This is a genomic window from Cedecea davisae, from assembly GCF_044095835.1.
Lineage (GTDB): Bacteria > Pseudomonadota > Gammaproteobacteria > Enterobacterales > Enterobacteriaceae > Cedecea > Cedecea davisae.
Genome location: NZ_CP172054.1, coordinates 3,313,325 through 3,338,378, shown reverse-complemented (window position 1 = coordinate 3,338,378; position 25,054 = coordinate 3,313,325). Strand labels below are relative to the sequence as shown.

Below are 25,054 nucleotides of genomic sequence, written 5' to 3'. Positions count from 1 at the left end.
AATGGGAAGACTGAAAGATTCGGAGCTAACCTTACCTTTTGATCGAGTTTTGTTCCGCTAAATGAACAATTCGCCGCGCCATGCCCTTAAAGATAAACAAATGGGCGGGGATCATCACCAGCCAGTAGAGCAAACCGGCGCAGCCGTGCGGATGCCACCAGGCCCTGACGTCTAGCTTGCGCTGGTTGCCGTCATCCTGCAGCGTAAAGGAAAGTCGGCCCAGCCCCGGTGCTTTCATACCAAATAATAGCGTAAGCTCTTTTTCAGGCTCGGCAATAATCACTTTCCAGCTATCCACGCTGTCGCCCACCTCAAGCAACGGTTTGTCCGGGCGGCCTTTTGCCAGCTTATGGCCGACGGCGAGATCCATAAGCGCGCGGGTTTTCCACAGCGCATTGCCAAAGAAGTACCCCTCTTTGCCGCCTAACTGATTAATAACCTGCCATAACTCACGGGCGCTGGCGTGGGTGGTCAGCGTGCAGCCAGCCTGTTTAGCGAAGAAACCATAGTCGGGCCGCCAGCGGGCAAAAGCCTGGGCGTCGTAGCCCCAGTCCTGAGAGTTGGCGAGCTTGTGCTCGTTAGCCAGCGTCAGGCGCACGGCATCGTCAAAGTCGATAAGCTGCTGGGGGATAAGCTCGCGCAGGCTGCGGTCGTCCGCCAGCAGGTCGTGCTCAAGGCCCTGAATCAGCGCCCTGGCAATACCCGGCGGCACGGAGGTGATGACGTTCAGAAACCAGACCGAAATCCAGCTGGTGGGCAGAGGAATCGGGATAAGCGGGCGACGGCGGCCGCTGACGGCCATAAAGCGCTCGAACTGCCGCTGGTAGCTGAGCACTTCCGGGCCTGCCGCCTCGAATAAGCGATGTTCGGTTGCCGGGTGGTCCAGCAGCGCCACCAGGTAATAAAGCAGGTTATCAAGCGCGATGGGCGAGGTTCTGGAACGCACCCAGCGCGGCGGCGTGAGCACCGGCAGGTTGTAAACCATGTCGCGCATCACTTCAAATGCGGCGGAACCCGCGCCGACGATTATCCCCGCCCGCAGCTCGGTTACCGGCACGCCGGAATCACGCAGAATATCAGCGGTAATTTGCCGTGCCAGCAGGTGTTTTGAATGCGTATCTCCACTCTTCGCCTGAAGCGAGCTGAGGAAAATAATTTGTTTAACCGGATGTTCGGTTAGCGCATCCCGCAGGTTGAGCGCCGCCTGGCGTTCGAACTCTACAAAATCGCCGCCGTCTCCCATGCTGTGGATCAGGTAATAAAGCGTATCCACGCCTTCCAGCAGCGCGCCCAGCCGGTGCGGCCAGCGTAAATCAATGTGGCGGCATTCTACGCCGGGCCACGGCTGTTTCTTCAGCCAGTCAATGCGGCGGGCAGCGGCGGTAACGTGATGCCCGCCCGCTGCCAGCATAGGCACCAGATGCTGGCCAATATAGCCGCTGGCGCCAAGTACCAAAATCCTTTGAGGTTCAGCCATCGTCCCTGACTCCCGGTTAATTCTGGAGGAATGCGCGCCAGTGGACGACAACTTCGGCCAGCTGGCTGCGGCTAACGTCCAGATGCGTCACCAGGCGAGTGGCAGGGCCAGCGCTAATGATGACGCCGCGCTCGCGCATATAAGGGCCAAGATCTTCGGCTTCTTCTGCCGTCATGCGAACAAACACCATATTGGTGTCCTGGCGCATGACGTCTACGCCGATTTCGCGCAGTTCACCCGCCAGCCAGTGGGCGTTATCGTGATCTTCCTTCAGACGTTCAACATTGTTTTTCAGAGCATACAGCCCGGCAGCCGCCAGAATGCCAGCCTGACGCATACCGCCGCCGGTCATCTTGCGCCAGCGCACGGCACGCTTGATGTACTCTTTGCTGCCGACCAGCAGGGAGCCTACCGGCGTGCCGAGGCCTTTTGACAGGCAGATAGTGAAGCTGTCGCAGTAGCGGGTAATCTCTTCCAACTGGCAGCCGTAAGAAACGACGGCGTTAAAGATACGTGCGCCGTCAACGTGCAGCGCCAGATTGTGCTTGCGGGTGAACTCCCAGGCCTGCTGGAGATATTCACGCGGCAGAACTTTGCCGTTATGGGTGTTTTCGAGGCTCAGCAATTTGGTACGGGCGAAGTGAATATCGTCCGGTTTGATCTTCGCCGCGACTTTATCAAGCGGCAGAGTGCCGTCGCGATCTGCTTCGATAGGCTGAGGCTGAATGCTGCCGAGAACCGCCGCGCCGCCCGCTTCGTAAAGGTAGTTATGCGCGGCCTGGCCAACGATGTACTCTTCGCCGCGTTCGCAGTGACTCAGTAACGCCACCAGATTTGCCTGGGTACCGGTCGGTAAGAACAACGCCGCTTCTTTACCGCTGATTTTGGCCGCGTATGCCTGAAGTTCGTTAACGGTTGGGTCATCGCCGTAAACATCATCCCCGGTCGGGGCGGCAATCATTTGCTCCAGCATTTCGCGGGAAGGACGGGTAACGGTATCGCTGCGTAAATCGATCATGGCGGGTCCTTATTCGGGAGGAAGCGCCCGGAGCTTCTTTGCCGGGCGCTGATGGCAACCTTCTGTTTTACCGGAACCAGTTGGTTTTCGCCAGTTCGATAACTTCGTCGCCCCTCCCGCTGATGATGGCGCGCAGCATGTACAGGCTGAACCCTTTGGCCTGCTCAAGTTTGATTTGCGGGGGAATGGCCAGCTCTTCTTTCGCCACCACAACGTCAACCAGTACCGGGCCGTCGGTACTGAAAGCCTGTTCCAGCGCCGAATTCAGATCTTCCGGTTTTTCAACGCGAATGCCGGTAATGCCGCAGGCTTCGGCGATGCGGGCAAAGTTGGTGTCCTGTAGTTCGGTGCCGTCGGTAAGGTAGCCTCCGGCTTTCATCTCCATCGCGACAAAGCCGAGCACGCTATTGTTAAACACCACGATTTTGATCGGGAGCTTCATTTGCGCCACGGACAGGAAGTCGCCCATCAGCATGCTGAAGCCGCCGTCGCCGCACATCGCCACTACCTGGCGGTCCGGCGCGGTGGCTTTAGCGCCCAGCGCCTGCGGCATAGCGTTAGCCATTGAACCGTGGTTGAACGAGCCGAGCAGGCGGCGCTTGCCGTTCATCTTCAGGTAGCGTGCCGCCCAGACGGTAGGCGTGCCTACGTCGCAGGTGAAAATGGCGTCGTCCGCCGCATAATGGCTGATTTGCTGTGCCAGATATTGAGGGTGAATCTGCTTGCCTTCGCTCGGTTTAGCCAGCTCGTCCAGCCCTTCGCGAGCCTTGCGGTAATCCTCCAGCGCTTTGTCGAGGAAGCCGCGGTCGGTTTTTTCTTCCAGCAGCGGCAATAGAGCGCCAAGCGTGGCTTTGATATCGCCCACCAGCGCCATATCCACCTTACTGTGCGCCCCGATGCTGCCGGGATTGATATCGATCTGGATGATTTTGGCATCCGTTGGGTAGAACGCCCGGTAAGGGAACTGGGTGCCGAGCAGGACTAGCGTGTCGGCGTTCATCATGGTGTGGAAGCCGGAAGAGAAACCGATTAGCCCGGTCATGCCGACATCGTAAGGGTTGTCGTACTCAACGTGCTCCTTGCCGCGCAGGGCGTGAACAATGGGAGCTTTTAGCGTGGCGGCCAGCTGTAACAGCTCTTCGTGCGCCCCGGCGCAGCCGCTACCGCACATCAGGGCGATATTGCTGTTGTAGCGCAGCAGCTGAGCCAGTTTTTTCAACTCATCGTGATGCGGGACGACAACCGGCTGCGGAGCCGGATACCAGTTTGTGGTAGCGGTTTCCGGGGCGAGCTTGAGCGCCACATCCCCCGGCAGCACGACCACGGAGACGCCGCGGTTGAGCACGGCTTTACGCATGGCAATCGCCAGCACCTGCGGAATTTGCTCCGGGGAGGAGACCAGCTCGCAGTAGTGGCTGCATTCGCGGAACAGCTCTTCGGGGTGGGTTTCCTGGAAATAGCCGCTGCCGATTTCGCTGGAGGGAATATGTGCCGCAATAGCCAGCACCGGCACGCGGTTGCGGTGGCAGTCATAAAGCCCGTTAATCAGGTGCAGGTTGCCCGGCCCGCAGGAGCCAGCGCAGACCGCCAGTTCGCCGGTAAGGTGCGCTTCGGCCCCGGCGGCAAAGGCGGCGACTTCTTCATGCCGCGTTGGCATCCATTTTATCGTGCCCATACGGTTAAGGCTGTCGCTGAGCCCGTTAAGCGAGTCCCCGGTGACGCCCCAAATACGTTTGACGCCCGCGCTCTCAAGAGTTTTGGCCAGCCAGGCCGCTACGGTTAGTTTCATCGGTTTTCCTTGTCCAGGGTGATAGCGCTTACAAGCTTAGTTCAAATCCCGGTAAGGGCCGGTAAAACCCTGCCAGAAACTGGGGCTATTTGTTACCGAATATTAAGTGTAAATTATTCTCGTTATCATTTTAAAAGGGTGGCAATTCATATGGTTACTAAATTGTTAAATGCAGTGAATGGCGCGCTAAATAAAGACGATCTGGGAAAATTATTGCTGCGCCTGGCGGTAGGTGGGCTGATGCTTTTCCACGGCCTGCACAAGCTATTTGGCGGCGTGGGCGGGATTAAAGGCATGTTGGCCTCGCACGGCGTGCCGGAATTTGTTGCTTATGGCGTGCTGCTGGGAGAAGTTCTTGCGCCGCTGTTTATCATCCTGGGGATCCTGACGCGGCTGTCTGCGCTCGGTCTGGCCTGTACGATGATTGTTGCCTGGCTGCTGGTGGGCGTGGGTGAAACCTTTATGCTGGATAAAACCGGAGCCTGGGGCATTGAAAGCCTGATGTACTTCTTCCTCGGGGCGCTGGCGATTGCCTTCTGCGGGGCGGGGCGCTACTCGCTGGCCGGGAAGTCAGCCTGGCGGTAGGGGAAAAAGAGGCGCTCCTTTGAGCGCCTCAGTTATTTTAGGCCAGAACCAAATCGCCCTGCGGCTGGCAGGAGCAGGCCAGCACGTAGCCGTCGGCAATCTCTTCTTCGGTTAAGGTCATGGTGCTGGTGACGCTATAGTCGCCGGAAATAACCTTCGTTTTACAGCAGCCGCAGACGCCAGCGCGGCAGGCGGCATTCACCGGTACGCTGTTGCTTTCCAGCGCAGTCAGCAGCGTGCTGCCCACCGGCGCGTAAAATTCACGCATTGGCTGGAGTGTCGTAAATTTCAGGCCGCTTTGCGCCGGAGCGGAGGCCGGCGTGAAGAATTTCTCCTGGTAAAACGCCGTAACGCCAAGCTGCTTCACCTCGCGTTCAACCAGCTCCATATAAGGCGCCGGGCCGCAGGTCATGACGGTGCGTGCGGCAATATCCGGCACGGCAGCCAGAAGCTCGCGGCTCAATCTCCCGGAGATAAATCCGTGAGCGGCGTTGGTCTCGGCTACCAGCGTGACCGGATAGTTACGCCATTCGTCGGCAAAAATTACGTCCTGAGGCGAGCGTACATTGTAAATCACCTGTACATCCGCCTGCGGACGATGTTTCGCCAGCCAGCGTCGCATTGCCATAATCGGGGTCACGCCGCAGCCCGCCGCCATCAGGAGATAGCTATCGGCGGCGATATTTTCGCAGCTAAATTCCCCCTGCGCTTCGGAAAGCCACAGATAGTCACCTGCTTTTACTTCTCCGGTCAGCCACTGTGAACCCGCGCCGCCGTCGATGCGGCGCACCGTCAGGGTGATGAATTCACTCAGGCCCGGCGTGGAAGAGAGCGTGTAAGCCCTCAACGTTTCGCTGCCGTTGCGAACGCTTACCAGGGCGTACTGTCCGGCTTTGTAAGGATAAAAGTCGTGATTAATCAGCGACAACGTCCAGACGTCCGGCGTCTCCTGGTGAATATGGTGTACCTGCATGCGGTAAGGACAAAGCGGCGTTGGCATGGTCATAGCAGTTCCTCAGGCGCTCATTAACTGTTGGATATCTTGCTCAACGGTGGTGATGGCGCGCAGGCCAAATTTCTCGTTAAGCACCGCCAGCAGGTTTGGCGTGAGGAAGCCCGGCGCGGTTGGACCGGTCACAATATTGGTCACCCCGAGAGACAGCAGGGTCAGCAGAATAACGATCGCTTTTTGCTCGAACCAGGAAAGTACCAGGCTGAGCGGCAGGTCGTTGACGCCGCAGCCCAGTTTCTCTGCGAGAGTCACCGCCAGAATGATTGCCGAGTAGGCGTCGTTGCACTGGCCAGCATCGACCAGGCGCGGCAGGCCTTCAATGTTGCCGAAGTCCAGCTTGTTAAAGCGGTACTTGCCGCAGGCGAGGGTGAGGATCAGGCAGTCCTGCGGCACGCTGGTGGCGAAGTCGGTGAAATAGTTACGTTCCCCGCGCGCGCCGTCGCAGCCGCCCACCAGGAAAATGTGGCGCAGTTTTTCGCGGCTCACCAGGTCGATGAGCGTGTCGGCCGCGCCCAGCAGGGTCTGACGGCCAAAGCCGACGGTTATCAGATGTTCGATTTCGCTATACGGGAAGCCAGCCATCTGCTGAGCCTGGGTAATCACCGGGCCGAAGTTATCTCCTTCGAGGTGGCTGACGCCCGGCCAGCCGACGATGCTGCGGGTCCAGATACGGTCGTCATAAGCGCCGACGGTTGGGTCGATGATGCAGTTGGAGGTCATCACGATTGGGCCAGGGAAGCGGGCGAATTCGCTTTGCTGATTCTGCCAGCCGCTGCCGTAGTTGCCGACCAGATGTTTAAATTTACGCAGTTCCGGGTAGCCGTGCGCGGGCAGCATTTCACCGTGGGTATAGACGTTGACGCCGGTGCCTTCCGTTTGCTCCAGCAGGTTGTAGAGGTCTTTGAGGTCGTGGCCGGAAATCAGAATACACTTGCCTGCCACCGGGCGCACGTTGACCTGAGTCGGCGTTGGGTGGCCGTATTTATCGGTTTCGCCGCGATCCAGGATGCTCATCACTTTGAAGTTCATCTGGCCGATTTCCATCGAGCACTCCAGCAGAGCACCCATATCCGCAGGCCAGGTACCGAGCCAGGCCATAATTTTGTGATATTCGGCATAGATTTCGTTGTCGTACTGGCCGAGGACGTGCGCGTGCTCCATGTAGGCGGCGGCACCTTTCATGCCGTACAGGCACAGCAGACGCAGGCCCAGAATATCTTCCCCGATGGCGGCTTTGTCGCGGTTTGGGGTGAATTCAGCCGCCTGGCGTTGCAGGTCGCCGAGATCGCTGCTGACCAACTGAAGGTCGGCCATTGGGTTAGCAACGGTTGCCGCCGGGTCAACGGCTAAGGTGCGGCTTTTGAGGCTTTCGCGCATGGCGATGGCGTCGCGCGCGTAGCCGACGATGCGAGCGGAGTCGAAGTTAACGTTGGTCAGCGTGGAGAAGAAGGCGCGAGGGGCGAAGTTATCAATATCATGATCGATAATTCCGCGTTCACGAGCGGCAACCGCCCAGGCGGAAAGCCCCTGCAAAGTGGCGATCAGCAGATCCTGCAGATCTGAAGTCTGAGCCGTTTTGCCGCAGACGCCCTGAGCGTAAGCGCAGCCGTCGCCCGCCGGGGTACGGATAGTTTGTTCGCATTGCACACAAAACATAATCACACCTTAAAGTTATATTTAGAATACATGTTTAAGGTTAGAGCGAGCTTTATAAGCTGAAAAGGACTTTTTGGCGCAACTTAAAAGGAGCTTGATGTAGCTCAATTTTGGCGGTAGCGGACTACCGCCAATGAGGTATCACGAGGCGAAGAAGGCAATAAGTAGCGGAGTGAGCAGGCTAAGAATAAAGCCGTGAACGATGGCGGCAGGAACAATTTCGACGCCGCCGCTGCGCTGTAAAACCGGCAGCGTAAAGTCCATAGAAGTGGCTCCGCACAGGCCAAGCGCCGTCGAGCGGCTGCGGCGTACCAGACCCGGGATCAGCATTATTGCCAGCAACTCTCGCACCAGATCGTTAAAGAAGGTGGCGCTGCCGATAACCGGCCCGTAAGACTCGGTCATCAGGATGCCCGAAAGCGAATACCAGCCGAAGCCGGAGGCCATCGCCAGCCCGGTTTTGATCGGCAGGCCGAGGATCAGGGCGTTAATCGCGCCGCCAACCAGCGAGCTGAGCACCACCACAATAGCAACAATCATCCCGCGCCGGTTGAGAACGATTTGCTTAAAGGTCATGCCGCTGTTTCTGAGCTGGATACCCACCAACAGCAGGAGGAAGATGAGCGTGTATTCGCTGGCCTCGGTTGCGTATTTAAGCAGTTCGAACCCGGTCAGACCCAGCAGAAAACCCAGCGCTACCACGCCGCACAGCTGCAAGGACTCCAGCGCCATTGCGAGGCGAGAAGGTAATTTTTCCTGCTTATGCTGGTGGTGCCACGGCAGCGAGCGCTCAAGCAGCAGCAGCCCGGCGGCGTTACACAGCAGAATGACCACCACGCTGATTGCCGAATAGTGCAGAATAGTCAACAGGTTGCTCGCCAGGTTATCGAGAAAAGCGAGGCTGATGCCCATAAAAAACAGGATCACATAAACAATCCAGCTGAGCAGGCGGTTGATAAGCCTTAACAGGCTGGTTTGTTTGAGCGGAATGAGGTAACCGACGATCAGCGGCACCAGGATAATTAATAATCCCGAAAACATGAGGGCGACAATCCTTGCAGGTAAAATGTAACGGCGAATGTCACACTACCGAAAGAAATGAAGCGAGTAAAGGTGAAGAAAAAGAGGGGGTTGGCGAAGCAGCTAGGAAAATATCAGGCTCGCCTGAGCGAGCCTGAATAAAACGTTAGCTACGTTTTTCCAGCAGGGTGCGGTAAATAACCCCGCCGAGGATCCCACCGATAATTGGCATGACCCAGAATAGCCACAGCTGATCCAGCGCCCATCCGCCCTGGAAAATAGCCACAGCGGTGCTACGAGCCGGGTTAACGGAGGTATTAGTTACCGGAATGCTAATCAGGTGGATTAAAGTCAGCGCCAGGCCAATAGCAATTGGCGCAAAGCCCGGAGCGGCAAATTTGTCGGTCGCACCGTGGATGACAATTAAGAAGCCGCAGGTTAATACGATTTCAATAACAATTGCCGACAGCATGGAGAAACCGCCAGGTGAATGCTCGCCGTAGCCGTTGGAAGCAAAACCGCTGGCAGCTACATCGAAACCAGCTTTACCGCTGGCGATTAAATAAAGCACACCCGCAGCAACAATACCGCCGATTACCTGAGCAATGATGTAGCCAATAACGTCTTTGGCCGGGAAGCGGCCGCCGGCCCACAGGCCGAGGGTAACTGCCGGGTTAAAATGGCCGCCGGATATATGGCCAACCGCAAATGCCATAGTGAGAACGGTTAAACCGAAGGCCAGCGCAACGCCGGCAAAACCAATCCCTAATTCCGGGAATGCTGCCGCTAATACTGCGCTACCGCAGCCACCAAATACCAGCCAAAACGTTCCGAAGAACTCGGCCGCTAATTTTCTGAACATAACCACCTCTGCTAAAAATCCACGAATAATCTGCGTTAGTGCAGTTACCGCTAATTCACCGTCATTAAGTGAATGACGAAAGTAATATTAAATGCGCGCTAATATTAGGTATTTCGTCAATTCGCCACCAGCACAATAAATTCAATTAATTTGATTTAGGGCAATGAGGTGTTATTCCTTTTATGAGGGTGGGTGTCAGGAGTATAGATTATCTTTGAATGAAGTAAGAATAATCCTGATAAGGAAAATAAATTCCCGGCAGGAAAGAAACTGCCTGCTGCCTGCCCCGACCGGTTAGCCTTGTAACGCTTTGACATTGTGCGGTTACATTGGCATCGCGCTTGCCGCTATACTCGGAAAGAACGATGGAATTTAAGCTGCTGGCACAGGAGGGAATATGTTTCTCGAGCGGGTAGAGATTGTTGGCTTTCGCGGTATTAACCGGCTGTCGTTAATGCTTGAGCAAAACAACGTGCTGATTGGCGAGAATGCCTGGGGTAAGTCGAGCCTGCTGGATGCTCTGACGCTGCTACTTTCCCCACATCGCGAGCTGTATCACTTTGTACGTGAAGACTTTTATTTTCCGCCCGGCGATATGCACGGCCGTGAGAGCCATCTGCATATCATCCTTACTTTCCGCGAGGCGGCTTCCGGCCACCATTTAGGGCGACGCTATCGCAATCTTGCTCCCGTTTGGGTTGCCGGCAACGACGGGTTCCACCGTATCCATTATCGCCTTGAGGGCGAGCTGGATGAAGAGAATACCGTGCTGACGCTGCGTAGCTTCCTCAATGCAAACGGTCAGCCGCTGGAGCTGGAACAAATCGACGACCTGGCGCTGCATATCACCCGGCTTAACCCGGTATTGCGGCTGCGGGATGCCCGCTTTATGCGGCGTTTGCGTAACGGCAGCATGCCCGAAATGCCGGAAACGGAGCTGACGGCGCGACAGCTGGATTTCCTCGCCCGCGAGCTGGTATCGCGCCCGCAAAACCTTACTGATTCCCAGCTGCGCCAGGGGCTTTCCGCGATGGTGCAGTTGCTGGAGCATTATTTCTCCGAGCAGGGCGCCGTTGCCCATCAGCGGCTCATTCGGCGACGCTCCCACGACGAGCAAAGGAGCTGGCGCTATCTCGACGTGATTAACCGTATGATCGACAAGCCCGGCAGCCGCTCGCACCGGATGATTCTGTTGGGGATGTTTTCTACTCTATTGCAGGCGAAGGGGAGCGTGGCGCTGGATCGTGATGCCAGGCCGCTGCTGCTGGTGGAAGATCCTGAAACGCGCCTGCACCCGATTATGCTGTCGGTGGCCTGGCATCTGCTGAATTTGCTGCCGCTGCAAAAAATCACCACCACCAATTCAGGCGAATTGCTTTCTCTTACGCCGGTAGAGCAGGTTTGCCGCCTGGTGCGCGAGTCCTCTAAAGTCGCTGCGTGGCGGCTTGGACCGGGAGGCATGAGCGCCGAAGACGGCCGACGCATTGCGTTTCATATCCGCTTTAACCGGGCTTCTTCGCTGTTTGCCCGCTGCTGGCTGCTGGTTGAAGGAGAAACGGAAGTCTGGGTGATGAACGAGCTGGCACGTCAGTGCGGGCACCATTTTGATGCCGAAGGGGTGAAGGTGATTGAATTTGCCCAGTCGGGGCTGAAGCCGCTGATCAAATTTGCCCGCCGCATGGGAATCGAGTGGCATGTGCTGGTGGACGGCGACGAAGCGGGTAAAAAATATGCCGCGACGGTGCGAGGGATACTGGACAACGACCGTGACCAGGAGCGGGATCATCTTACCGCGCTACCGGCGCTGGATATGGAGCACTTTATGTACCGTCAGGGCTTTTCCGATGTTTTTCATCGCGTAGCGCAATTGCCCGAAAACGTGCCAATGAACCTGCGCCGGGTGATAACCAAAGCGATTCATCGTTCGTCGAAACCGGATCTGGCCATTGAGGTTGCTATGGAGGCCGGGCGCAGAGGCGTGGATGCTGTGCCGCCCCTGCTGAGAAAAATGTTTTCCCGGGTACTATGGCTGGCTCGCGGCCGGGCGGATTAACATCCCGGCCTGCGGAGCTGGTTTAGAAGTGAGAGTTGATGCTGCTCATCATGCCGTCCAGCAGCTCGTAGCGGCGGCGGTATTCCGCACGTTTTTTACTCGCAATGTCTTCCAGCGGCTTACGTTCAACTTTAGACGGCAGGGCAAACAGGCCGTCAGGGCGGAGTTCGCCGCTCATAGACAGCCAGAAACTGTCATAGTCGGCGTGTAAGCTGTCTTTTTTCTTTTTCTCATAGCGCCATGAGCGATAGATATGGGTGCTGTTACTCACCGCCAGGAGGCGCTCTGCATCGAGAAGTTTGGCCAGCTCGCAGGCAACTTCGAGCAGCATGCGTTTTGGGAACAGGCCGTGGCAGGCCTTGGTAGCGGCCTGAATGGCTTCGTGCGGAACCCAGGGCTTTGCCCCCTGCAGGCAGCCGATGAACAGCGTGTTTTTGCCTTCGAACTGGTTAAGGGTGAAGGTCATTCGCGCCAGCGGAACCCCGTCTTCATTACAGAAGTTGAGGAAAGACTCGCCTTCCTTGCCTTCCAGGTCATGGGAACTGAGATCGACAAACATCAGCTCGTTGTTTTTACCTACCAGAGTTGCCAGGCGATATCCTTCTGTCGAGAAGTGGCCGTTAAGCAATTTTTTCGGCATCTTCTCGTTAATTTTCTGGTAGTGGTAACCGATAGTATCGCGCGTATCCTTGCGGTTAAGGGGCAGCGCAATGTAAGGGCGATGCAGGCGGCAAGGTAGACCCTGCTGGGCTTTCAGCATGCTGGCCAGATGCGGCTGGCGGGCGAGGGTATTCATCAGGCTGATGGTATGCAGCGGCATCACCAGCGAGCGTAAAATAAACTTGCGGCGATAAGCCTTTTTGCCCCAGGATGCACCCGGCTGCCACTCTCCCGTTGCTAACGAAAGGAAGAGTTTCCAGCCAGTCTGTGGCAGGGTTTCGGTGACATGAGCGGCAGCAATCTGGGACATAATAAAAACCTGAATTCAACTAAGATGGCGTTATTTCACCACGTCGGATGTCAACCGATATTCAATCACTGTTACACTTCTTCACATTGTGCAGTTTGTTTAAGAATCGTTTAACCAAGCGTTAGCTATTTCAGGATTCATATGAAAATTAAGGGAAATTTCAAAAAGCGTTACTGGATTTATGCGCTGCTGCTGGTGATATTTTTCCTCTGGCTTTGGCAGTTTTTGCACGCACCGACTCCCCAGTACCAGACCATGATCGTGCGTAAAGGCTCGCTACAGCAAAGCGTACTGGCTACCGGGAAACTGGATGCGGTGCGCAAAGTAGATGTGGGCGCGCAGGTGAGCGGGCAGTTGAAAACGCTGTCGGTCAGCATTGGCGATAAAGTGAAAAAAGATCAGCTTCTCGGGGTTATCGATCCTGAGCAGGCGGAAAACCAGATAAAAGAAGTTGAGGCGACGCTAATGGAGTTGCGCGCTCAGCGTTTGCAAGCGGAAGCCGAAAGCAAGCTTGCCGCCGTCACGCTTTCGCGTCAGCAGGCGCTGGCTAAGAGCCTGGCCGTGTCGCGCCAGGACCTGGATAAAGCCGCGACCGATCTGGCGGTTAAACAGGCGCAAATTGGCACTATTGATGCACAAATCAAGCGCAATCAGGCTTCATTAAGCACCGCAAAAACCAATCTCGACTTTACCCGCATCGTGGCTCCGATGGCCGGAGAGGTCACGCAGATAACCACGCTCCAGGGGCAGACCGTTATTGCCGCGCAGCAGGCGCCGAATATTCTGACGCTGGCCGACCTCGGGACCATGCTGGTGAAGGCCCAGGTTTCAGAAGCGGACGTTATCCACCTGAAGCCGGGGCTGAAAGCCTGGTTTACCGTGCTTGGCGATCCAATGGTGCGCTATGAAGGCGTACTGAAGGATATTCTGCCGACGCCGGATAAGGTCAATGAGGCTATTTTCTACAACGCACGCTTTGAGGTGCCGAACCCGAAAGGCATTCTGCGTCTGGATATGACTGCCCAGGTTCATATACAGCTTGGCGGCGTGAAGGACGTGCTGACTATTCCTCTGGCGGCGCTGGGTGAGCCGATTGGCGACAATCGCTACAACATCACGGTGCTGCGTAACGGCGAAACCAAAGAGCGCGAAGTGACCATCGGCATGCGTAACGACACCCAGGTGCAGGTGGTTAACGGGCTTGAAGAAGGCGAAGAGGTGGTGATTGGTCGCTCCGGCACCGGGAGCAACAAATGACCGCGCTGCTTGAGCTAAAAGATATTCGCCGCAGCTACCCCTCGGGCGAAGAACAGATCGAAGTGCTGAAGGGCGTCAGCCTGACGATTGAGGCCGGGGAGATGGTGGCGATTGTCGGCGCTTCCGGCTCCGGTAAGTCAACGCTGATGAATATTCTTGGCTGCCTGGATAAGCCCAGCAGCGGCAGCTATAAAGTTGCCGGTGTGGACGTCGCCGGGCTGGACAGCGATGCGCTGGCGACCCTGCGCCGCGAACATTTCGGCTTCATTTTTCAGCGTTACCATTTGCTCTCTCACCTTAATGCTTCCCAAAACGTTGAGGTGCCTGCGGTATACGCCGGAACAACGCGCGTTCAGCGTCAGCAACGTGCTCATGACCTGCTGGAGCGGCTTGGCCTGAAGGAGCGTGTTGAGTATTTGCCTTCTCAGCTTTCGGGCGGGCAGCAGCAGCGTGTCAGTATCGCTCGTGCGCTGATGAACGGTGGGCAGGTCATTCTGGCGGATGAGCCAACCGGCGCGCTGGACACACATTCCGGTGAAGAGGTAATGGCGACGCTGAAGCAGCTACGCGAGCGGGGGCATACGGTGATTATCGTTACCCACGACCCTTCTGTTGCCGCCCAGGCCCAGCGGATTATTGAAATTCGCGACGGCGAAATTATTAGCAATCCTCCACCCATTGACCAGCCCGCAGCGCTCAAGGTTGAGAATCCGGCGCTGCGTAACGGCTCTTCGGTTCAGCAGGCCATCAGCAGCTTCCGCGAAGCGCTAAGCATGGCGTGGCTGGCGATGGCCGCCAATAAAATGCGGACTCTACTGACGATGCTCGGCATTATCATCGGCATCGCCTCGGTGGTTTCCATCGTCGTGGTCGGCGATGCGGCCAAGCAGATGGTGCTGGAGGACATACGCTCTATCGGCACCAACACCATTGACGTCTACCCCGGTAAGGATTTCGGCGATGACGATCCGCAGTTCCAGCAGGCGCTCAAGTATGACGATCTGGAGGCTATTCGCCAGCAGCCGTGGGTGAGTTCCGCCACGCCGTCCATCTCTAGCAATCTGCGCCTGCGCTATGGCAACGTGGATGCCGCCGCCAGCGTGAACGGCGTGAGCGGTGACTATTTTAATGTCTACGGCATGGTGATGAGCCAGGGCGCAAGCTTTAACGACGAGCAGATGGCCGGACGGGCGCAGGTAGTGGTGCTGGACGCTAATAGCAAGCGGCAGCTGTTCCCGAATAAAAGCAACGTGGTCGGCGAAGTGGTGCTGGTTGGTAATATGCCGGCGACGGTAATTGGCGTGGCCGAAGAGAAGCAGTCGATGTTCGGCAGCAGCAAAGTATTACGCGTGTGGCTGCCTTACAACACCATGGCCGGGCGAGTGATGGGGCAAAGCTGGCTGAACTCCGTTACCGTGCGGGTGAAAGAAGGATATTCCAGCCATGAAGCTGAGCAGCAGCTAAATCGGCTGCTGTTGCTGCGTCACGGCAAGAAGGATTTTTTCACCTACAACATGGACGGGCTGTTGAAAACGGCGGAAAAGACCACACGTACTCTTCAGATGTTCCTGACGCTGGTCGCGGTTATTTCGCTGCTGGTGGGGGGAATAGGCGTGATGAATATCATGCTGGTGTCCGTTACCGAGCGAACCAAAGAGATTGGTATCCGTATGGCCGTCGGGGCCAGGGCGAGCGATGTACTGCAACAGTTTTTAATTGAGGCGGTGCTGGTTTGCCTGGTGGGCGGTGCGCTGGGGATCTCCCTGTCGCTGCTGATAGCCTTTACGCTTCAGATGGTGCTCCCGGGCTGGCAGATAGGTTTCTCGCCGGTTGCGCTGCTGACGGCTTTTGGTTGTTCCACCGCCACGGGAGTGTTGTTTGGCTGGTTGCCCGCGAGAAATGCGGCGCGGCTGAACCCTATCGATGCTTTAGCTCGCGAATAGTCCGCGGCGGCAAAATAAAAATGCCAGCCTTACGGGCTGGCATTTTATCTGCGGGATGTACACAATTACTCAAGGGGTTACGCGACCGCTTCCGCTTCGGCTTCCTGAGGAAGGATCAGGCTGGCATGATTGCCTTTAGGTCCCTGATGTACATCAAACCTGACAACTTGCCCGGCTTTAAGCGTTCTGTATCCGTCCATCTGAATGGTGGAGTAGTGAGCGAAGATATCTTCGCCGCCGCCTTCGGGGCAGATGAAACCGAACCCTTTGGCGTTATTGAACCATTTAACAGTACCCGTCTCCATGCTTCGACATCCTTCGTAACTCTAATAGTGAGATGGAATCAACCGGTGGGTAAGGGCGGGCTGTTCAAAACCTCGCCAACTCACCCCGCTACAATGTAGATATTTTAAACACTGCGTCAAGCGTCGGGCGGGGTAGGGACGGCAACAATGAGTCAAAAATTTGAAGCAGTTAACGCTATTTTCATTAATGTGACGTGGCTCGCGAGCGGCGGGAAATGGCAGCAACCAATACCAGGGAATGCGTTTGCTAAAAACGTATTACACTCAATCTAAGGCCTGGCCTGACGGTGCGTTAGGCTTTAACAAACGATGATAAATCGCAATGGGTAAGACGAACGACTGGTTGGACTTTGACCAAATGGCAGCGGATAAACTGCGCGAAACGCTAAAACCGCCATCCATGTATAAAGTTATACTGATGAACGATGACTACACGCCAATGGAATTTGTTATTGACGTACTGCAAAAGTTCTTTTCTTATGATGTTGAACGTGCCACGCAATTGATGCTCACGGTTCACTATCAGGGCAAAGCTATCTGTGGCATCTTTACCGCAGAGGTAGCGGAAACCAAAGTAGCGTTGGTGAACCAGTATGCAAGGGAGAACGAGTACCCGTTGCTGTGTACGCTAGAAAAAGCCTGACCAGGCCAATAATTTGGGGGAGGTGCCTATGCTCAATCAAGAACTGGAACTCAGTTTAAACATGGCTTTCGCCAGAGCGCGCGAGCACCGACATGAGTTTATGACCGTCGAGCATCTGTTACTGGCGTTGCTCAGTAACCCATCTGCCCGCGAAGCGCTGGAAGCGTGTTCTGTGGATATGGTGGCGCTGCGACAGGAACTCGAAGCCTTCATCGAACAAACTACACCGGTCCTGCCGGCAAGTGTTGAAGAGCGCGACACTCAGCCGACGCTCAGCTTCCAGCGCGTGCTGCAAAGAGCGGTGTTCCACGTACAGTCCTCCGGGCGCAGTGAGGTCACCGGCGCCAACGTGCTGGTCGCTATCTTTAGCGAACAGGAATCCCAGGCGGCCTATCTGCTGCGCAAACATGAAGTCAGCCGCCTCGACGTGGTTAATTTCATCTCTCACGGCACGCGTAAAGACGAACCAAATCAGTCATCGGGTTCTGAAAATCCGGTCAACGAAGAGCAAGCAGGCGGGGAGGAACGTATGGAAAACTTCACCACCAATCTTAACCAGCTTGCGCGCGTTGGCGGAATTGATCCGCTGATTGGCCGTGATAAAGAGCTGGAGCGTGCCATCCAGGTTCTGTGCCGTCGCCGTAAAAACAACCCGCTGCTGGTGGGTGAGTCCGGCGTGGGCAAGACCGCCATCGCCGAAGGGCTGGCGTGGCGTATTGTGCAGGGCGACGTGCCGGAAGTGATGGCCGACTGCACCATTTACTCTCTGGACATTGGCTCACTGCTGGCCGGAACCAAATACCGCGGTGATTTTGAAAAACGCTTCAAGGCGCTGCTGAAACAGCTAGAGCAGGATAAAAACAGCATTCTGTTTATCGATGAAATTCATACCATCATCGGCGCAGGTGCCGCGTCCGGCGGGCAGGTTGATGCTGCGAACCTGATTAAGCCGCTGCTCTCCGGCGGTAAAATTCGTGTTATCGGCTCAACGACTTATCAGGAATTCAGCAATATCTTCGAAAAAGACCGCGCCCTGGCGCGCCGTTTCCAGAAGATTGATATTACTGAGCCAAGCGTCGAAGAGACCGTGCAGATAATCAACGGCCTGAAGACCAAATACGAAGCTCACCACGATGTGCGCTATACCGCGAAGGCCATTCGCGCGGCGGTTGAGCTGGCGGTGAAATACATTAACGACAGGCATCTGCCGGACAAAGCGATAGATGTTATTGACGAAGCCGGGGCGCGTAGCCGCCTGATGCCGGTGAGCAAACGCAAGAAAACCGTCAACGTTGCGGATATCGAAACCGTGGTAGCGCGCATTGCCCGCATCCCGGAGAAAAGCGTCTCGGCGAGCGATCGTGATACGCTGAAAAGCCTTGGCGACCGCCTGAAAATGCTGGTGTTCGGCCAGGATAAGGCGATTGAAGCGCTGACCGAAGCCATCAAAATGAGCCGCGCCGGTTTGGGGCAGGATCATAAGCCTGTCGGTTCCTTCCTGTTTGCCGGGCCAACCGGGGTCGGGAAAACCGAGGTCACGGTTCAGCTTGCGAAGTCCCTCGGCATCGAGCTGCTGCGGTTTGATATGTCCGAGTATATGGAACGCCACACCGTAAGCCGCCTGATTGGTGCGCCTCCGGGCTATGTGGGCTTCGATCAGGGCGGGCTGCTGACCGACGCGGTGATTAAACATCCGCACGCGGTGCTGCTGCTCGATGAGATTGAAAAAGCGCACCCGGACGTCTTTAACCTGCTGTTGCAGGTCATGGACAACGGCACGCTGACCGATAACAACGGCCGCAAAGCGGACTTCCGTAACGTGATTCTGGTTATGACTACTAACGCCGGGGTGCGTGAAACCGAGCGTAAATCCATCGGGCTTATCCGTCAGGACAACAGCACCGATGCGATGGAAGAGATCAAGAAGATCTTTACGCCGGAATTCCGCAACCGTCTCGACAATATTATTTGGTTCAACCACCTCTCCACGGAGGTTATTCACCAGGTTGTTGATAAGTTTATCGTCGAGCTTCAGGTGCAATTGGATCAGAAAGGCGTGTCGCTGGAAGTTAGCCAGGAAGCGCGCGACTGGCTGGCAGATAAGGGTTATGACCGTGCGATGGGCGCTCGCCCAATGGCTCGCGTCATTCAGGACAGCCTGAAAAAACCGCTCGCCAACGAACTGCTGTTTGGCAGCCTTGTTGACGGTGGGCAGGTGACCGTTGCGCTGGATAAAGAGCAGCAGCAGCTGACCTTTAATTTCGCCAGTGCCCAGAAGCACAAGCCGGAGGCGGCGCACTAAGCGCCGTTTTACGGGCATAAAAAAGGCCGGGCAATGCCCGGCCTTTCTATTATTCACATATTCACACTCAACGCCGCCTGCTTTCAGGCCGCGGAATAAAAACTATCAACGGCTACGGAAGACAATGCGGCCTTTGCTCAGGTCGTACGGGGTCAACTCAACGGTGACTTTGTCGCCCGTCAGAATGCGGATATAGTTTTTACGCATTTTACCGGAGATATGAGCGGTTACCACGTGCCCGTTTTCCAGCTCAACGCGGAACATGGTGTTAGGTAACGTATCCAGTACGGTACCCTGCATTTCAATATTGTCTTCTTTGGCCATCTAATCCTCTGGGGTATCACTACCGTAGTTTGAACCGGCAAGATAATGCCGAAGTTCGCTTATCATGTAAAGAATTGTTGGTGAAATCACCAGTGAAAGTGCATTTTGCTTATTACCCGCCCGCTCCCTGCTTGTCGCACGGCGACGTCTGCGATGTAGTGCGCGAAGAGATAAACGGTGGGGCATTCCCTTGAACAATAAATCCCAAACGAGGCGGGGTAGCAGGCAAAAGCCACTTTGCGGCGCTAATTATAACACCCTCACATAAAATGTGCCGTAAACATTATTCACCGAGTTTTTGGGGAACCCAGCAGTGGCTGCTCAAATGTTGAGGGCGTAATTCAGCCAGCGCCTGAAGATAGTCCCGGCGCGGTATCTCCTGCACGCCAAGCGAAGCAGTGTGCTCGTTAAGTACCTGGCAATCAATAAGTTTTCCGCCGTGGCGCAGGAAATGCTGGCAGAAGACCAGCAGGGCGGTTTTAGACGCATTAACCCGACGGCTGAACATCGATTCACCGCAAAACAGCGCGCCCTGAGCGACGCCGTACATGCCGCCAACCAGCTCGCCGCTTTCCCAGACCTCAATAGAGTGGGCATGCCCAAGTTCGTGCAGGCGCAGATAGGCTTCTACAATTTCGGCGGTGATCCAGGTTCCTTCGCTTCTGTCGCTCGCACAGCCGTAAAGTACGCGCTCAAAAGCGTGGTTGAGCGTGACGGAATAAGGCGAGGTGCGATGAAAGCGTTTCATGCTGCGGCTGAGATGAAACTGCTCCGGGTACAGTACGGCGCGAGGATCCGGTGACCACCATAGAATAGGATCGCCGGGAGAGAACCACGGGAAAATGCCGCGCTGATAGGCCATTAAAAGGCGTGCGGGGCCGAGATCGCCCCCCAGCGCCAATAAGCCATTGGGTTCACGTAACGCCCCTTCCGGCGAGGGAAAGGCAATCGAGTCACGAGACAGTTGCACCAGGCGCATGACGAACAACTCCAGGCGAATAATAAATTGATAATAGTCTATGTATAACGCTTACAGGCGCTGGCGGAATTGATAATAACGCCCGCCGGACGCCATCAATTCGGCGTGACTACCTTGCTCAATAATTTGCCCGTTGTCCATCACAATTATGCTGTCAAAAGCGTTCAAACCGCGTAACCGGTGGGTCACCATAAGAACGGTTTTGTTTTTTGTCACTTCAGCCAGTAAATCAAGGATTTGCCGTTCGGTTTCGGCATCAAGACCTTCGGTTGGCTCATCCAGCAACATCAGCGGTGCATTATGCAGAATTGCACGCGCAATCGCCATGCGGCGTAGCTCGCCGCCGGACAGCTGCCGGCCGCCTTCACCCAGCCAGCTATTCAGCCCGCCATCTTCCAGTAATTTGCCCAAACCTACCTGTTGGAGTGCCGCGCTCAGCTGTTCATCGCTCGCGTCCGGGGACGCCAACAGCAGATTATCACGCAGCGTAGCGCTGAACAGATGGACTCGCTGTGGAACGACGCTGGTAGCCGCCCGCAGGCTGGCTTCGTCGAATTCTTTGATAGCGATACCGTTAAGCCGGATCTCACCCTGCTGCGCATCCCACGCGCGGGTAAGCAGCTGTAGAAGGGTCGATTTCCCGCAGCCGGTGCGGCCCAGAATAGCCAGGCGCTGCCCCGCCCGTACGGATAAGGAAACGTCTTTCAGCGCCGTTTGTACCTGGCCTGGATAAGTGAAGCTAAGGCCGCTGATTTCCAGCGCTACCCGGGTTTGTACCTGCTGCTGAGCTGCCGGGAATACGACTTCCGGAGCCTGGCTGGTAATTTGAGTTACGCGCAGCGCCGAAGCGATAACCTGCCCAAGATGTTGAAAAGCGCCGGTAACCGGTGCCATGGCTTCAAATGCCGCCAGGGCACAAAACACAAACAGGGCGATAAGCGCTCCCGGCGACTGGCTTTCACCCACGCCCGCAGAGGCCATCCACAGCATGGCGATCACCGCCACGCCGCTAATCAGCAACATTACCGCCTGAGACAGCGCGGTGAGGCCTGCCTGGCGGCGCTGCGCTTCCTGCCAGCCGTTTTCCGTGGCGTCCAGCTGTTCGCGGGCGCGGGCGGCGGCACCAAAAATAGTGAGCTCGGCGTGACCTTGCAGCCAGGCAGTCAGCTGTTGGCGGTAATTGCCGCGCTGTGCGGTCAGGGCCTCACCGGCAGGCTTTCCTGCGCGGTAGAACAGCGGCGGAAGCAGAAACAGGGTCGCGAGCAGAATGGCGCCGAGCGTTAAGGCCAGAGTGACATCCAGGAAGCTCAGACCAAAGGTCACCACCAGAATCACGACAAAAGCGCCGATCAAAGGAGAAATAACCCGGAGGTAAAGATGGTCGAGGGTATCGACGTCCGCCACCATGCGGTTCAGCAACTCGCCCTGGCGGAAGCGAGCCAGTCCGGCAGGGGAGAGCGGCAGCAGCTTGCTGAAAGTTGAAACACGCAGGTGCTGGAGCACGCGGAACGTGGCGTCGTGGCTGACCAGTCGCTCAAAATAGCGACCAGCGGTGCGGGTAATGGCCGCGCCGCGGACGCCCGCTGCGGGCAGCATATAGTTGAAGCTGTAAAGCCCGGCCACGCCAACCACCGCAGAGGCAGAGAGGAACCAGCCTGAAAGCGTCAACAGGCCGATACTCGCGAGCAGGGTAATAATCGCGAGAACAACACCTAAAGAAAGTAACCATTTATGGCGGCGATAAAGCGCCAGATAAGGCAGCAGGGCGCGCATTAGATTTCCTCCTGACGGTTTGCCAGTAACCCGGCGAACGGCCCATCCTGAGCGGATAGCCCGGCATAGGTTCCTTGCTGGACGATTTGCCCGTCACGCATTACCCAAATTTGATCCCAGTCGCCGATATAATCCAGCTGATGGGTGACCATCAGCGTGGTTTGCTGGCGTGAGGCTTCGGTAAGTGCTTCCATCACCCGCTGCTCGCTATGTGCGTCGAGGCTTGCCCCCGGCTCGTCAAGCAGCAATACGCCGCACGGAGCAATCAGCGCCCGGGCAACCGCCACACGCTGGGCCTGGCCCACGGATAAGCGCGTTGACTGATCACCCAGAGGGGTATCTAACCCCTGAGGCAATAACGGCAGGAATTCGCTAACCGAGGCTTTATCCAGCGCGGCTTTCAGGCGGGATTCGTCTGCACCGGGCGAGCCTAATAATACGTTGTCGCGCAGAGTGGCTGCCGGTAGCTGAGGGTTCTGCCCGACCCAGCTTAGCTGCTCACGCCACCAGTCTGGAGAAAGCTGAGCCAGTTCTACGCCGTTTATCAGCAACTGGCCCTGATAAGGCAGGAAGCCGGAAATCACGTTAAGCAGCGAGCTTTTGCCCGCGCCGCTCTGCCCAACCAGCACCACGCGCTGCCCGGCAGGTAAAGAAAAGTTCAGCGGGCCTGCCAGCACTTTGCCTTCAGCGGAAAGAATGGTCAGCTCGCGAGCTTCAATGGCAAACGGACCGCTGCCGGAGAGCTGACCGGTGCCCTGCTCGGGATGCTGTAGCGGCGAGTTGAGGAAAGTGGTCAGCGTGTCTGCCGCGCCAACGGCCTGCGCTTTTGCGTGATAGAAAGTCCCCATATCACGCAGAGGCTGGAAAAATTCTGGAGCAAGAATCAGCGCCAGGAAACCGGCAAACAGCGTAACGCCGGTGCCATAATGGCCGAAATTGAGTTCGCCAAGATAAGAGAAGCCGAAGTAAACCGCGACCACGGCGATAGAGAGTGAAGCAAAGAATTCCAGCACGCCGGAGGAGAGGAAAGCCATGCGCAAAACTTCCATCGTACGCTGGCGGAAGTCCTGGCTTGCTGCCCTAATGTTTTCAGTTTCCGCCGCGCCGCGGTTAAATACGCGCAGCGTTTCCATACCGCGAAGGCGATCGAGAAAGTGGCCGCTAAGACGCGCCAGTGCCTGGAAATTGCGGCGGTTGGCATCCGCAGCGCCCATACCAACCAGCGCCATAAACAGCGGGATCAGCGGAGCAGTGACGAGCAAAATCAGCGCCGCCGCCCAGTTTATCGGGAAGATGGCAATGATAATCAGCAGCGGGACCATCACCGCGAGCGACATTTGTGGGAGATAGCGCGCGTAGTAGTCGTGCATATCTTCGATTTGCTCGAGCACCAGCGTAGCCCAGCTGCCGACGGGTTTACCCTGAATCCACGCAGGCCCGGCCTGATGGAGCCGGTCGAGGACCTGGCGACGGATTTCCTGGCGAATATGCAGCCCGGCATGGAACCCCACCTTTTCCCGCAGCCAGACTATCCAGGCGCGCAGAATGAACACCAGCACCAGCAGAATAAACGGTATCAGCAGCGCTTCACGCGGAATATTCTCCATGATCATATGCTGCAAAATGCGGGCAAGCACCCAGGCCTGGGCGACAATCAATAAGCCGCTTATCAGGCCAAGCAGGCGTGAGAGCCCAAGCCAGCGGCGAGAGATAAAGCTTTGCTGCTTTAGCCAGAGGCTAAGTTCTTGTTCACGGGTTTTATTCATTGCGCGCCAGATGCTGGTAGAAGGAGGAATTCTCAGGCAATTTTGACTGGCAATGTTACATGGCAGGAAGAAGAAAGGCGACCAGTCAGGCCGCCTTTTTTAACATCTTTAAACTATTTACTCTGTTCGGCTAAACCGTCGAGGTAGCGTTCTGCGTCCAGCGCGGCCATACAGCCGGTGCCGGCGGAGGTGATAGCCTGGCGGTAAATATGGTCCATAACGTCACCGGCGGCGAATACGCCAGGGATGCTGGTTTGGGTCGCGTTACCGTGGATGCCGGACTGAACTTTAATATAGCCGTTTTCCAGTTCCAGCTGGCCGTTGAAGATAGCGGTGTTTGGGCTGTGGCCGATAGCCACAAACAGGCCGGCCACTTCCAGCTCTTCAACAATATCGGTGTTTTGCGTGTCGCGCAGGCGCAGGCCGCTCACGCCCATCTGATCGCCTGTTACTTCTTCCAGCGTGCGGTGGGTGTGCAGCACGATATTGCCGTTTTCCACTTTATCCATCAGACGTTTGATCAGGATTTTCTCGGCACGGAAGCTATCGCGACGGTGAATCAGGTGGACTTCGGAGGCAATGTTGGCCAGGTACAGCGCTTCTTCAACCGCCGTGTTGCCGCCGCCGATAACCGCGACTTTCTGGTTGCGGTAGAAGAAACCGTCGCAGGTTGCGCAGGCGGAAACGCCGCGGCCTTTGAACGCCTCTTCGGACGGCAGCCCCAGATAGCGAGCGGAAGCTCCGGTGGCAACGATCAGCGCGTCGCAGGTGTATTCCCCGCTGTCGCCTACCAGGCGGAACGGACGGTTCTGCAAATCAACGCTGGTGATGTGGTCGAAGAGAATTTCGGTTTCAAACTTGGCCGCGTGCTCGTGCATACGTTCCATCAGCAGCGGACCGGTCAGGTCGTTAGGATCGCCAGGCCAGTTTTCGACTTCGGTGGTGGTGGTCAGCTGACCGCCTTTTTCCATTCCGGTAATCAGAACCGGTTTTAAGTTGGCGCGTGCAGCGTAGACCGCCGCGGTATAGCCCGCAGGGCCGGAGCCAAGAATAAGCAGCTTACTGTGTTTAGCTGTGCCCATGAGATCCTCATTGAACGTTTACTGACAATGAGGCTGATTGTAGGGAATTCGCTGCGTTAAAAAAAGAGTGCAGCGATGTTGTTAACGATGTGTGTCATCGTCGTTGCCTATAAGCGTAATGAATATGACCCACAGACTGCATAAAAAATCATTGTAATGGAGGGATAATCACGGGGCGAAAATGATGAATAATCATCAGCCAGAAGGAATATCTGGCACGTTCCACTAAAAATAGATG

20 protein-coding genes are annotated in these 25,054 nt (G+C 56.2%); 6 read left to right on the top strand and 14 right to left on the bottom strand.

Annotated features, from left to right (window positions below; genetic code table 11):
- Positions 1–31 precede the first annotated feature (31 nt).
- From ACG1VR_RS15895 to poxB, 3 genes are all read right to left on the bottom strand, one after another.
- Positions 32–1,477: a DUF2867 domain-containing protein gene (locus tag ACG1VR_RS15895; protein WP_395489289.1), complete on the bottom strand. Its 1,446-nt coding sequence runs from the start codon at positions 1,475–1,477 to the stop codon at positions 32–34.
- A gap of 16 nt (positions 1,478–1,493) precedes the next feature.
- Positions 1,494–2,495, bottom strand: coding sequence for a low-specificity L-threonine aldolase (gene ltaE / locus ACG1VR_RS15890; RefSeq protein ID WP_395489288.1), 1,002 nt, complete (start codon positions 2,493–2,495; stop codon positions 1,494–1,496).
- A gap of 67 nt (positions 2,496–2,562) precedes the next feature.
- Positions 2,563–4,284, bottom strand: coding sequence for a ubiquinone-dependent pyruvate dehydrogenase (gene poxB, locus ACG1VR_RS15885; RefSeq protein WP_016535584.1), 1,722 nt, complete (start codon positions 4,282–4,284; stop codon positions 2,563–2,565).
- 150 nt (positions 4,285–4,434) lie between these two features.
- On the opposite strand from poxB, the gene ACG1VR_RS15880 reads away from it, so the two are divergent.
- On the top strand, positions 4,435–4,869 hold the full coding sequence (locus ACG1VR_RS15880; protein WP_016535585.1) for a DoxX family protein: 435 nt from the start codon (positions 4,435–4,437) through the stop codon (positions 4,867–4,869).
- Between the two features lie 37 nt (positions 4,870–4,906).
- On the opposite strand, the gene hcr is transcribed toward ACG1VR_RS15880, so the two are convergent.
- The 4 genes from hcr to aqpZ all read right to left on the bottom strand — a co-directional run bounded on the left by hcr (position 4,907) and on the right by aqpZ (position 9,419).
- Positions 4,907–5,875 carry an NADH oxidoreductase gene (hcr, locus tag ACG1VR_RS15875; protein ID WP_395489287.1) on the bottom strand — a complete coding sequence of 323 codons (969 nt, stop codon included), beginning with the start codon at positions 5,873–5,875 and terminating at the stop codon, positions 4,907–4,909.
- Positions 5,876–5,884: 9 nt separating this feature from the next.
- Positions 5,885–7,537 carry a hydroxylamine reductase gene (hcp, locus tag ACG1VR_RS15870; protein WP_395489286.1) on the bottom strand — a complete coding sequence of 551 codons (1,653 nt, stop codon included), beginning with the start codon at positions 7,535–7,537 and terminating at the stop codon, positions 5,885–5,887.
- A gap of 141 nt (positions 7,538–7,678) precedes the next feature.
- Positions 7,679–8,578, bottom strand: a complete 900-nt coding sequence (locus ACG1VR_RS15865) for a lysine exporter LysO family protein (protein WP_016535588.1) — start codon at positions 8,576–8,578, stop codon at positions 7,679–7,681.
- Between the two features lie 145 nt (positions 8,579–8,723).
- Positions 8,724–9,419 carry an aquaporin Z gene (gene aqpZ / locus ACG1VR_RS15860; protein WP_395489285.1) on the bottom strand — a complete coding sequence of 232 codons (696 nt, stop codon included), beginning with the start codon at positions 9,417–9,419 and terminating at the stop codon, positions 8,724–8,726.
- A 397-nt stretch (positions 9,420–9,816) separates the two neighbouring features.
- On the opposite strand from aqpZ, the gene ACG1VR_RS15855 reads away from it, so the two are divergent.
- On the top strand, positions 9,817–11,472 hold the full coding sequence (locus tag ACG1VR_RS15855) for an ATP-dependent endonuclease (RefSeq protein ID WP_172567951.1): 1,656 nt from the start codon (positions 9,817–9,819) through the stop codon (positions 11,470–11,472).
- Positions 11,473–11,494: 22 nt separating this feature from the next.
- On the opposite strand, the gene ACG1VR_RS15850 is transcribed toward ACG1VR_RS15855, so the two are convergent.
- On the bottom strand, positions 11,495–12,442 hold the full coding sequence (locus ACG1VR_RS15850; RefSeq protein ID WP_016535595.1) for a VirK/YbjX family protein: 948 nt from the start codon (positions 12,440–12,442) through the stop codon (positions 11,495–11,497).
- A gap of 141 nt (positions 12,443–12,583) precedes the next feature.
- Between ACG1VR_RS15850 and macA the strand changes: the two genes are divergently transcribed.
- Positions 12,584–13,699: a macrolide transporter subunit MacA gene (gene macA / locus ACG1VR_RS15845; RefSeq protein ID WP_016535596.1), complete on the top strand. Its 1,116-nt coding sequence runs from the start codon at positions 12,584–12,586 to the stop codon at positions 13,697–13,699.
- Entirely contained in the window at positions 13,696–15,642 is a 1,947-nt protein-coding gene (macB, locus tag ACG1VR_RS15840) for a macrolide ABC transporter ATP-binding protein/permease MacB (protein ID WP_395489284.1), read from the top strand. Before macA ends, macB begins: the two co-directional genes overlap by 4 nt.
- A 77-nt stretch (positions 15,643–15,719) precedes the next feature.
- Here macB and cspD read toward each other — a convergent pair whose 3' ends face one another.
- On the bottom strand, positions 15,720–15,947 hold the full coding sequence (cspD, locus tag ACG1VR_RS15835) for a cold shock-like protein CspD (protein WP_016535598.1): 228 nt from the start codon (positions 15,945–15,947) through the stop codon (positions 15,720–15,722).
- 322 nt (positions 15,948–16,269) lie between these two features.
- Between cspD and clpS the strand changes: the two genes are divergently transcribed.
- Both clpS and clpA read left to right on the top strand, forming a co-directional pair.
- On the top strand, positions 16,270–16,590 hold the full coding sequence (gene clpS / locus ACG1VR_RS15830) for an ATP-dependent Clp protease adapter ClpS (protein ID WP_008461103.1): 321 nt from the start codon (positions 16,270–16,272) through the stop codon (positions 16,588–16,590).
- A gap of 28 nt (positions 16,591–16,618) precedes the next feature.
- Positions 16,619–18,892 (top strand): ATP-dependent Clp protease ATP-binding subunit ClpA, encoded by a 2,274-nt coding sequence (gene clpA, locus ACG1VR_RS15825; RefSeq protein WP_016535599.1) that lies wholly within the window; start codon positions 16,619–16,621, stop codon positions 18,890–18,892.
- Between the two features lie 105 nt (positions 18,893–18,997).
- On the opposite strand, the gene infA is transcribed toward clpA, so the two are convergent.
- From infA to trxB, 5 genes are all read right to left on the bottom strand, one after another.
- Positions 18,998–19,216, bottom strand: coding sequence for a translation initiation factor IF-1 (gene infA, locus ACG1VR_RS15820; protein WP_002211347.1), 219 nt, complete (start codon positions 19,214–19,216; stop codon positions 18,998–19,000).
- A gap of 283 nt (positions 19,217–19,499) precedes the next feature.
- The gene (aat, locus tag ACG1VR_RS15815; RefSeq protein ID WP_172567948.1) at positions 19,500–20,195 is read right to left on the bottom strand and encodes a leucyl/phenylalanyl-tRNA--protein transferase; all 696 of its coding nucleotides are present in this window, start codon (positions 20,193–20,195) and stop codon (positions 19,500–19,502) included.
- Between the two features lie 51 nt (positions 20,196–20,246).
- Positions 20,247–21,968 (bottom strand): cysteine/glutathione ABC transporter ATP-binding protein/permease CydC, encoded by a 1,722-nt coding sequence (gene cydC, locus ACG1VR_RS15810; RefSeq protein ID WP_395489283.1) that lies wholly within the window; start codon positions 21,966–21,968, stop codon positions 20,247–20,249.
- Positions 21,968–23,734 carry a cysteine/glutathione ABC transporter permease/ATP-binding protein CydD gene (gene cydD, locus ACG1VR_RS15805; RefSeq protein WP_172567946.1) on the bottom strand — a complete coding sequence of 589 codons (1,767 nt, stop codon included), beginning with the start codon at positions 23,732–23,734 and terminating at the stop codon, positions 21,968–21,970. Before cydD ends, cydC begins: the two co-directional genes overlap by 1 nt.
- Positions 23,735–23,847: 113 nt before the next feature.
- The gene (gene trxB / locus ACG1VR_RS15800; RefSeq protein ID WP_016535603.1) at positions 23,848–24,816 is read right to left on the bottom strand and encodes a thioredoxin-disulfide reductase; all 969 of its coding nucleotides are present in this window, start codon (positions 24,814–24,816) and stop codon (positions 23,848–23,850) included.
- Positions 24,817–25,054 lie beyond the last annotated feature (238 nt).

Bases quoted from the DNA above. Each gene is read 5' to 3' on its own strand.
- ACG1VR_RS15895 (WP_395489289.1), bottom strand. From the start codon at position 1,477: ATGGCTGAACCTCAAAGGATTTTGGTACTTGGCGCCAGCGGCTATATT.
- ltaE (WP_395489288.1), bottom strand. From the start codon at position 2,495: ATGATCGATTTACGCAGCGATACCGTTACCCGTCCTTCCCGCGAAATG.
- poxB (WP_016535584.1), bottom strand. From the start codon at position 4,284: ATGAAACTAACCGTAGCGGCCTGGCTGGCCAAAACTCTTGAGAGCGCG.
- ACG1VR_RS15880 (WP_016535585.1), top strand. From the start codon at position 4,435: ATGGTTACTAAATTGTTAAATGCAGTGAATGGCGCGCTAAATAAAGAC.
- hcr (WP_395489287.1), bottom strand. From the start codon at position 5,875: ATGACCATGCCAACGCCGCTTTGTCCTTACCGCATGCAGGTACACCAT.
- hcp (WP_395489286.1), bottom strand. From the start codon at position 7,537: ATGTTTTGTGTGCAATGCGAACAAACTATCCGTACCCCGGCGGGCGAC.
- ACG1VR_RS15865 (WP_016535588.1), bottom strand. From the start codon at position 8,578: ATGTTTTCGGGATTATTAATTATCCTGGTGCCGCTGATCGTCGGTTAC.
- aqpZ (WP_395489285.1), bottom strand. From the start codon at position 9,419: ATGTTCAGAAAATTAGCGGCCGAGTTCTTCGGAACGTTTTGGCTGGTA.
- ACG1VR_RS15855 (WP_172567951.1), top strand. From the start codon at position 9,817: ATGTTTCTCGAGCGGGTAGAGATTGTTGGCTTTCGCGGTATTAACCGG.
- ACG1VR_RS15850 (WP_016535595.1), bottom strand. From the start codon at position 12,442: ATGTCCCAGATTGCTGCCGCTCATGTCACCGAAACCCTGCCACAGACT.
- macA (WP_016535596.1), top strand. From the start codon at position 12,584: ATGAAAATTAAGGGAAATTTCAAAAAGCGTTACTGGATTTATGCGCTG.
- macB (WP_395489284.1), top strand. From the start codon at position 13,696: ATGACCGCGCTGCTTGAGCTAAAAGATATTCGCCGCAGCTACCCCTCG.
- cspD (WP_016535598.1), bottom strand. From the start codon at position 15,947: ATGGAGACGGGTACTGTTAAATGGTTCAATAACGCCAAAGGGTTCGGT.
- clpS (WP_008461103.1), top strand. From the start codon at position 16,270: ATGGGTAAGACGAACGACTGGTTGGACTTTGACCAAATGGCAGCGGAT.
- clpA (WP_016535599.1), top strand. From the start codon at position 16,619: ATGCTCAATCAAGAACTGGAACTCAGTTTAAACATGGCTTTCGCCAGA.
- infA (WP_002211347.1), bottom strand. From the start codon at position 19,216: ATGGCCAAAGAAGACAATATTGAAATGCAGGGTACCGTACTGGATACG.
- aat (WP_172567948.1), bottom strand. From the start codon at position 20,195: ATGCGCCTGGTGCAACTGTCTCGTGACTCGATTGCCTTTCCCTCGCCG.
- cydC (WP_395489283.1), bottom strand. From the start codon at position 21,968: ATGCGCGCCCTGCTGCCTTATCTGGCGCTTTATCGCCGCCATAAATGG.
- cydD (WP_172567946.1), bottom strand. From the start codon at position 23,734: ATGAATAAAACCCGTGAACAAGAACTTAGCCTCTGGCTAAAGCAGCAA.
- trxB (WP_016535603.1), bottom strand. From the start codon at position 24,816: ATGGGCACAGCTAAACACAGTAAGCTGCTTATTCTTGGCTCCGGCCCT.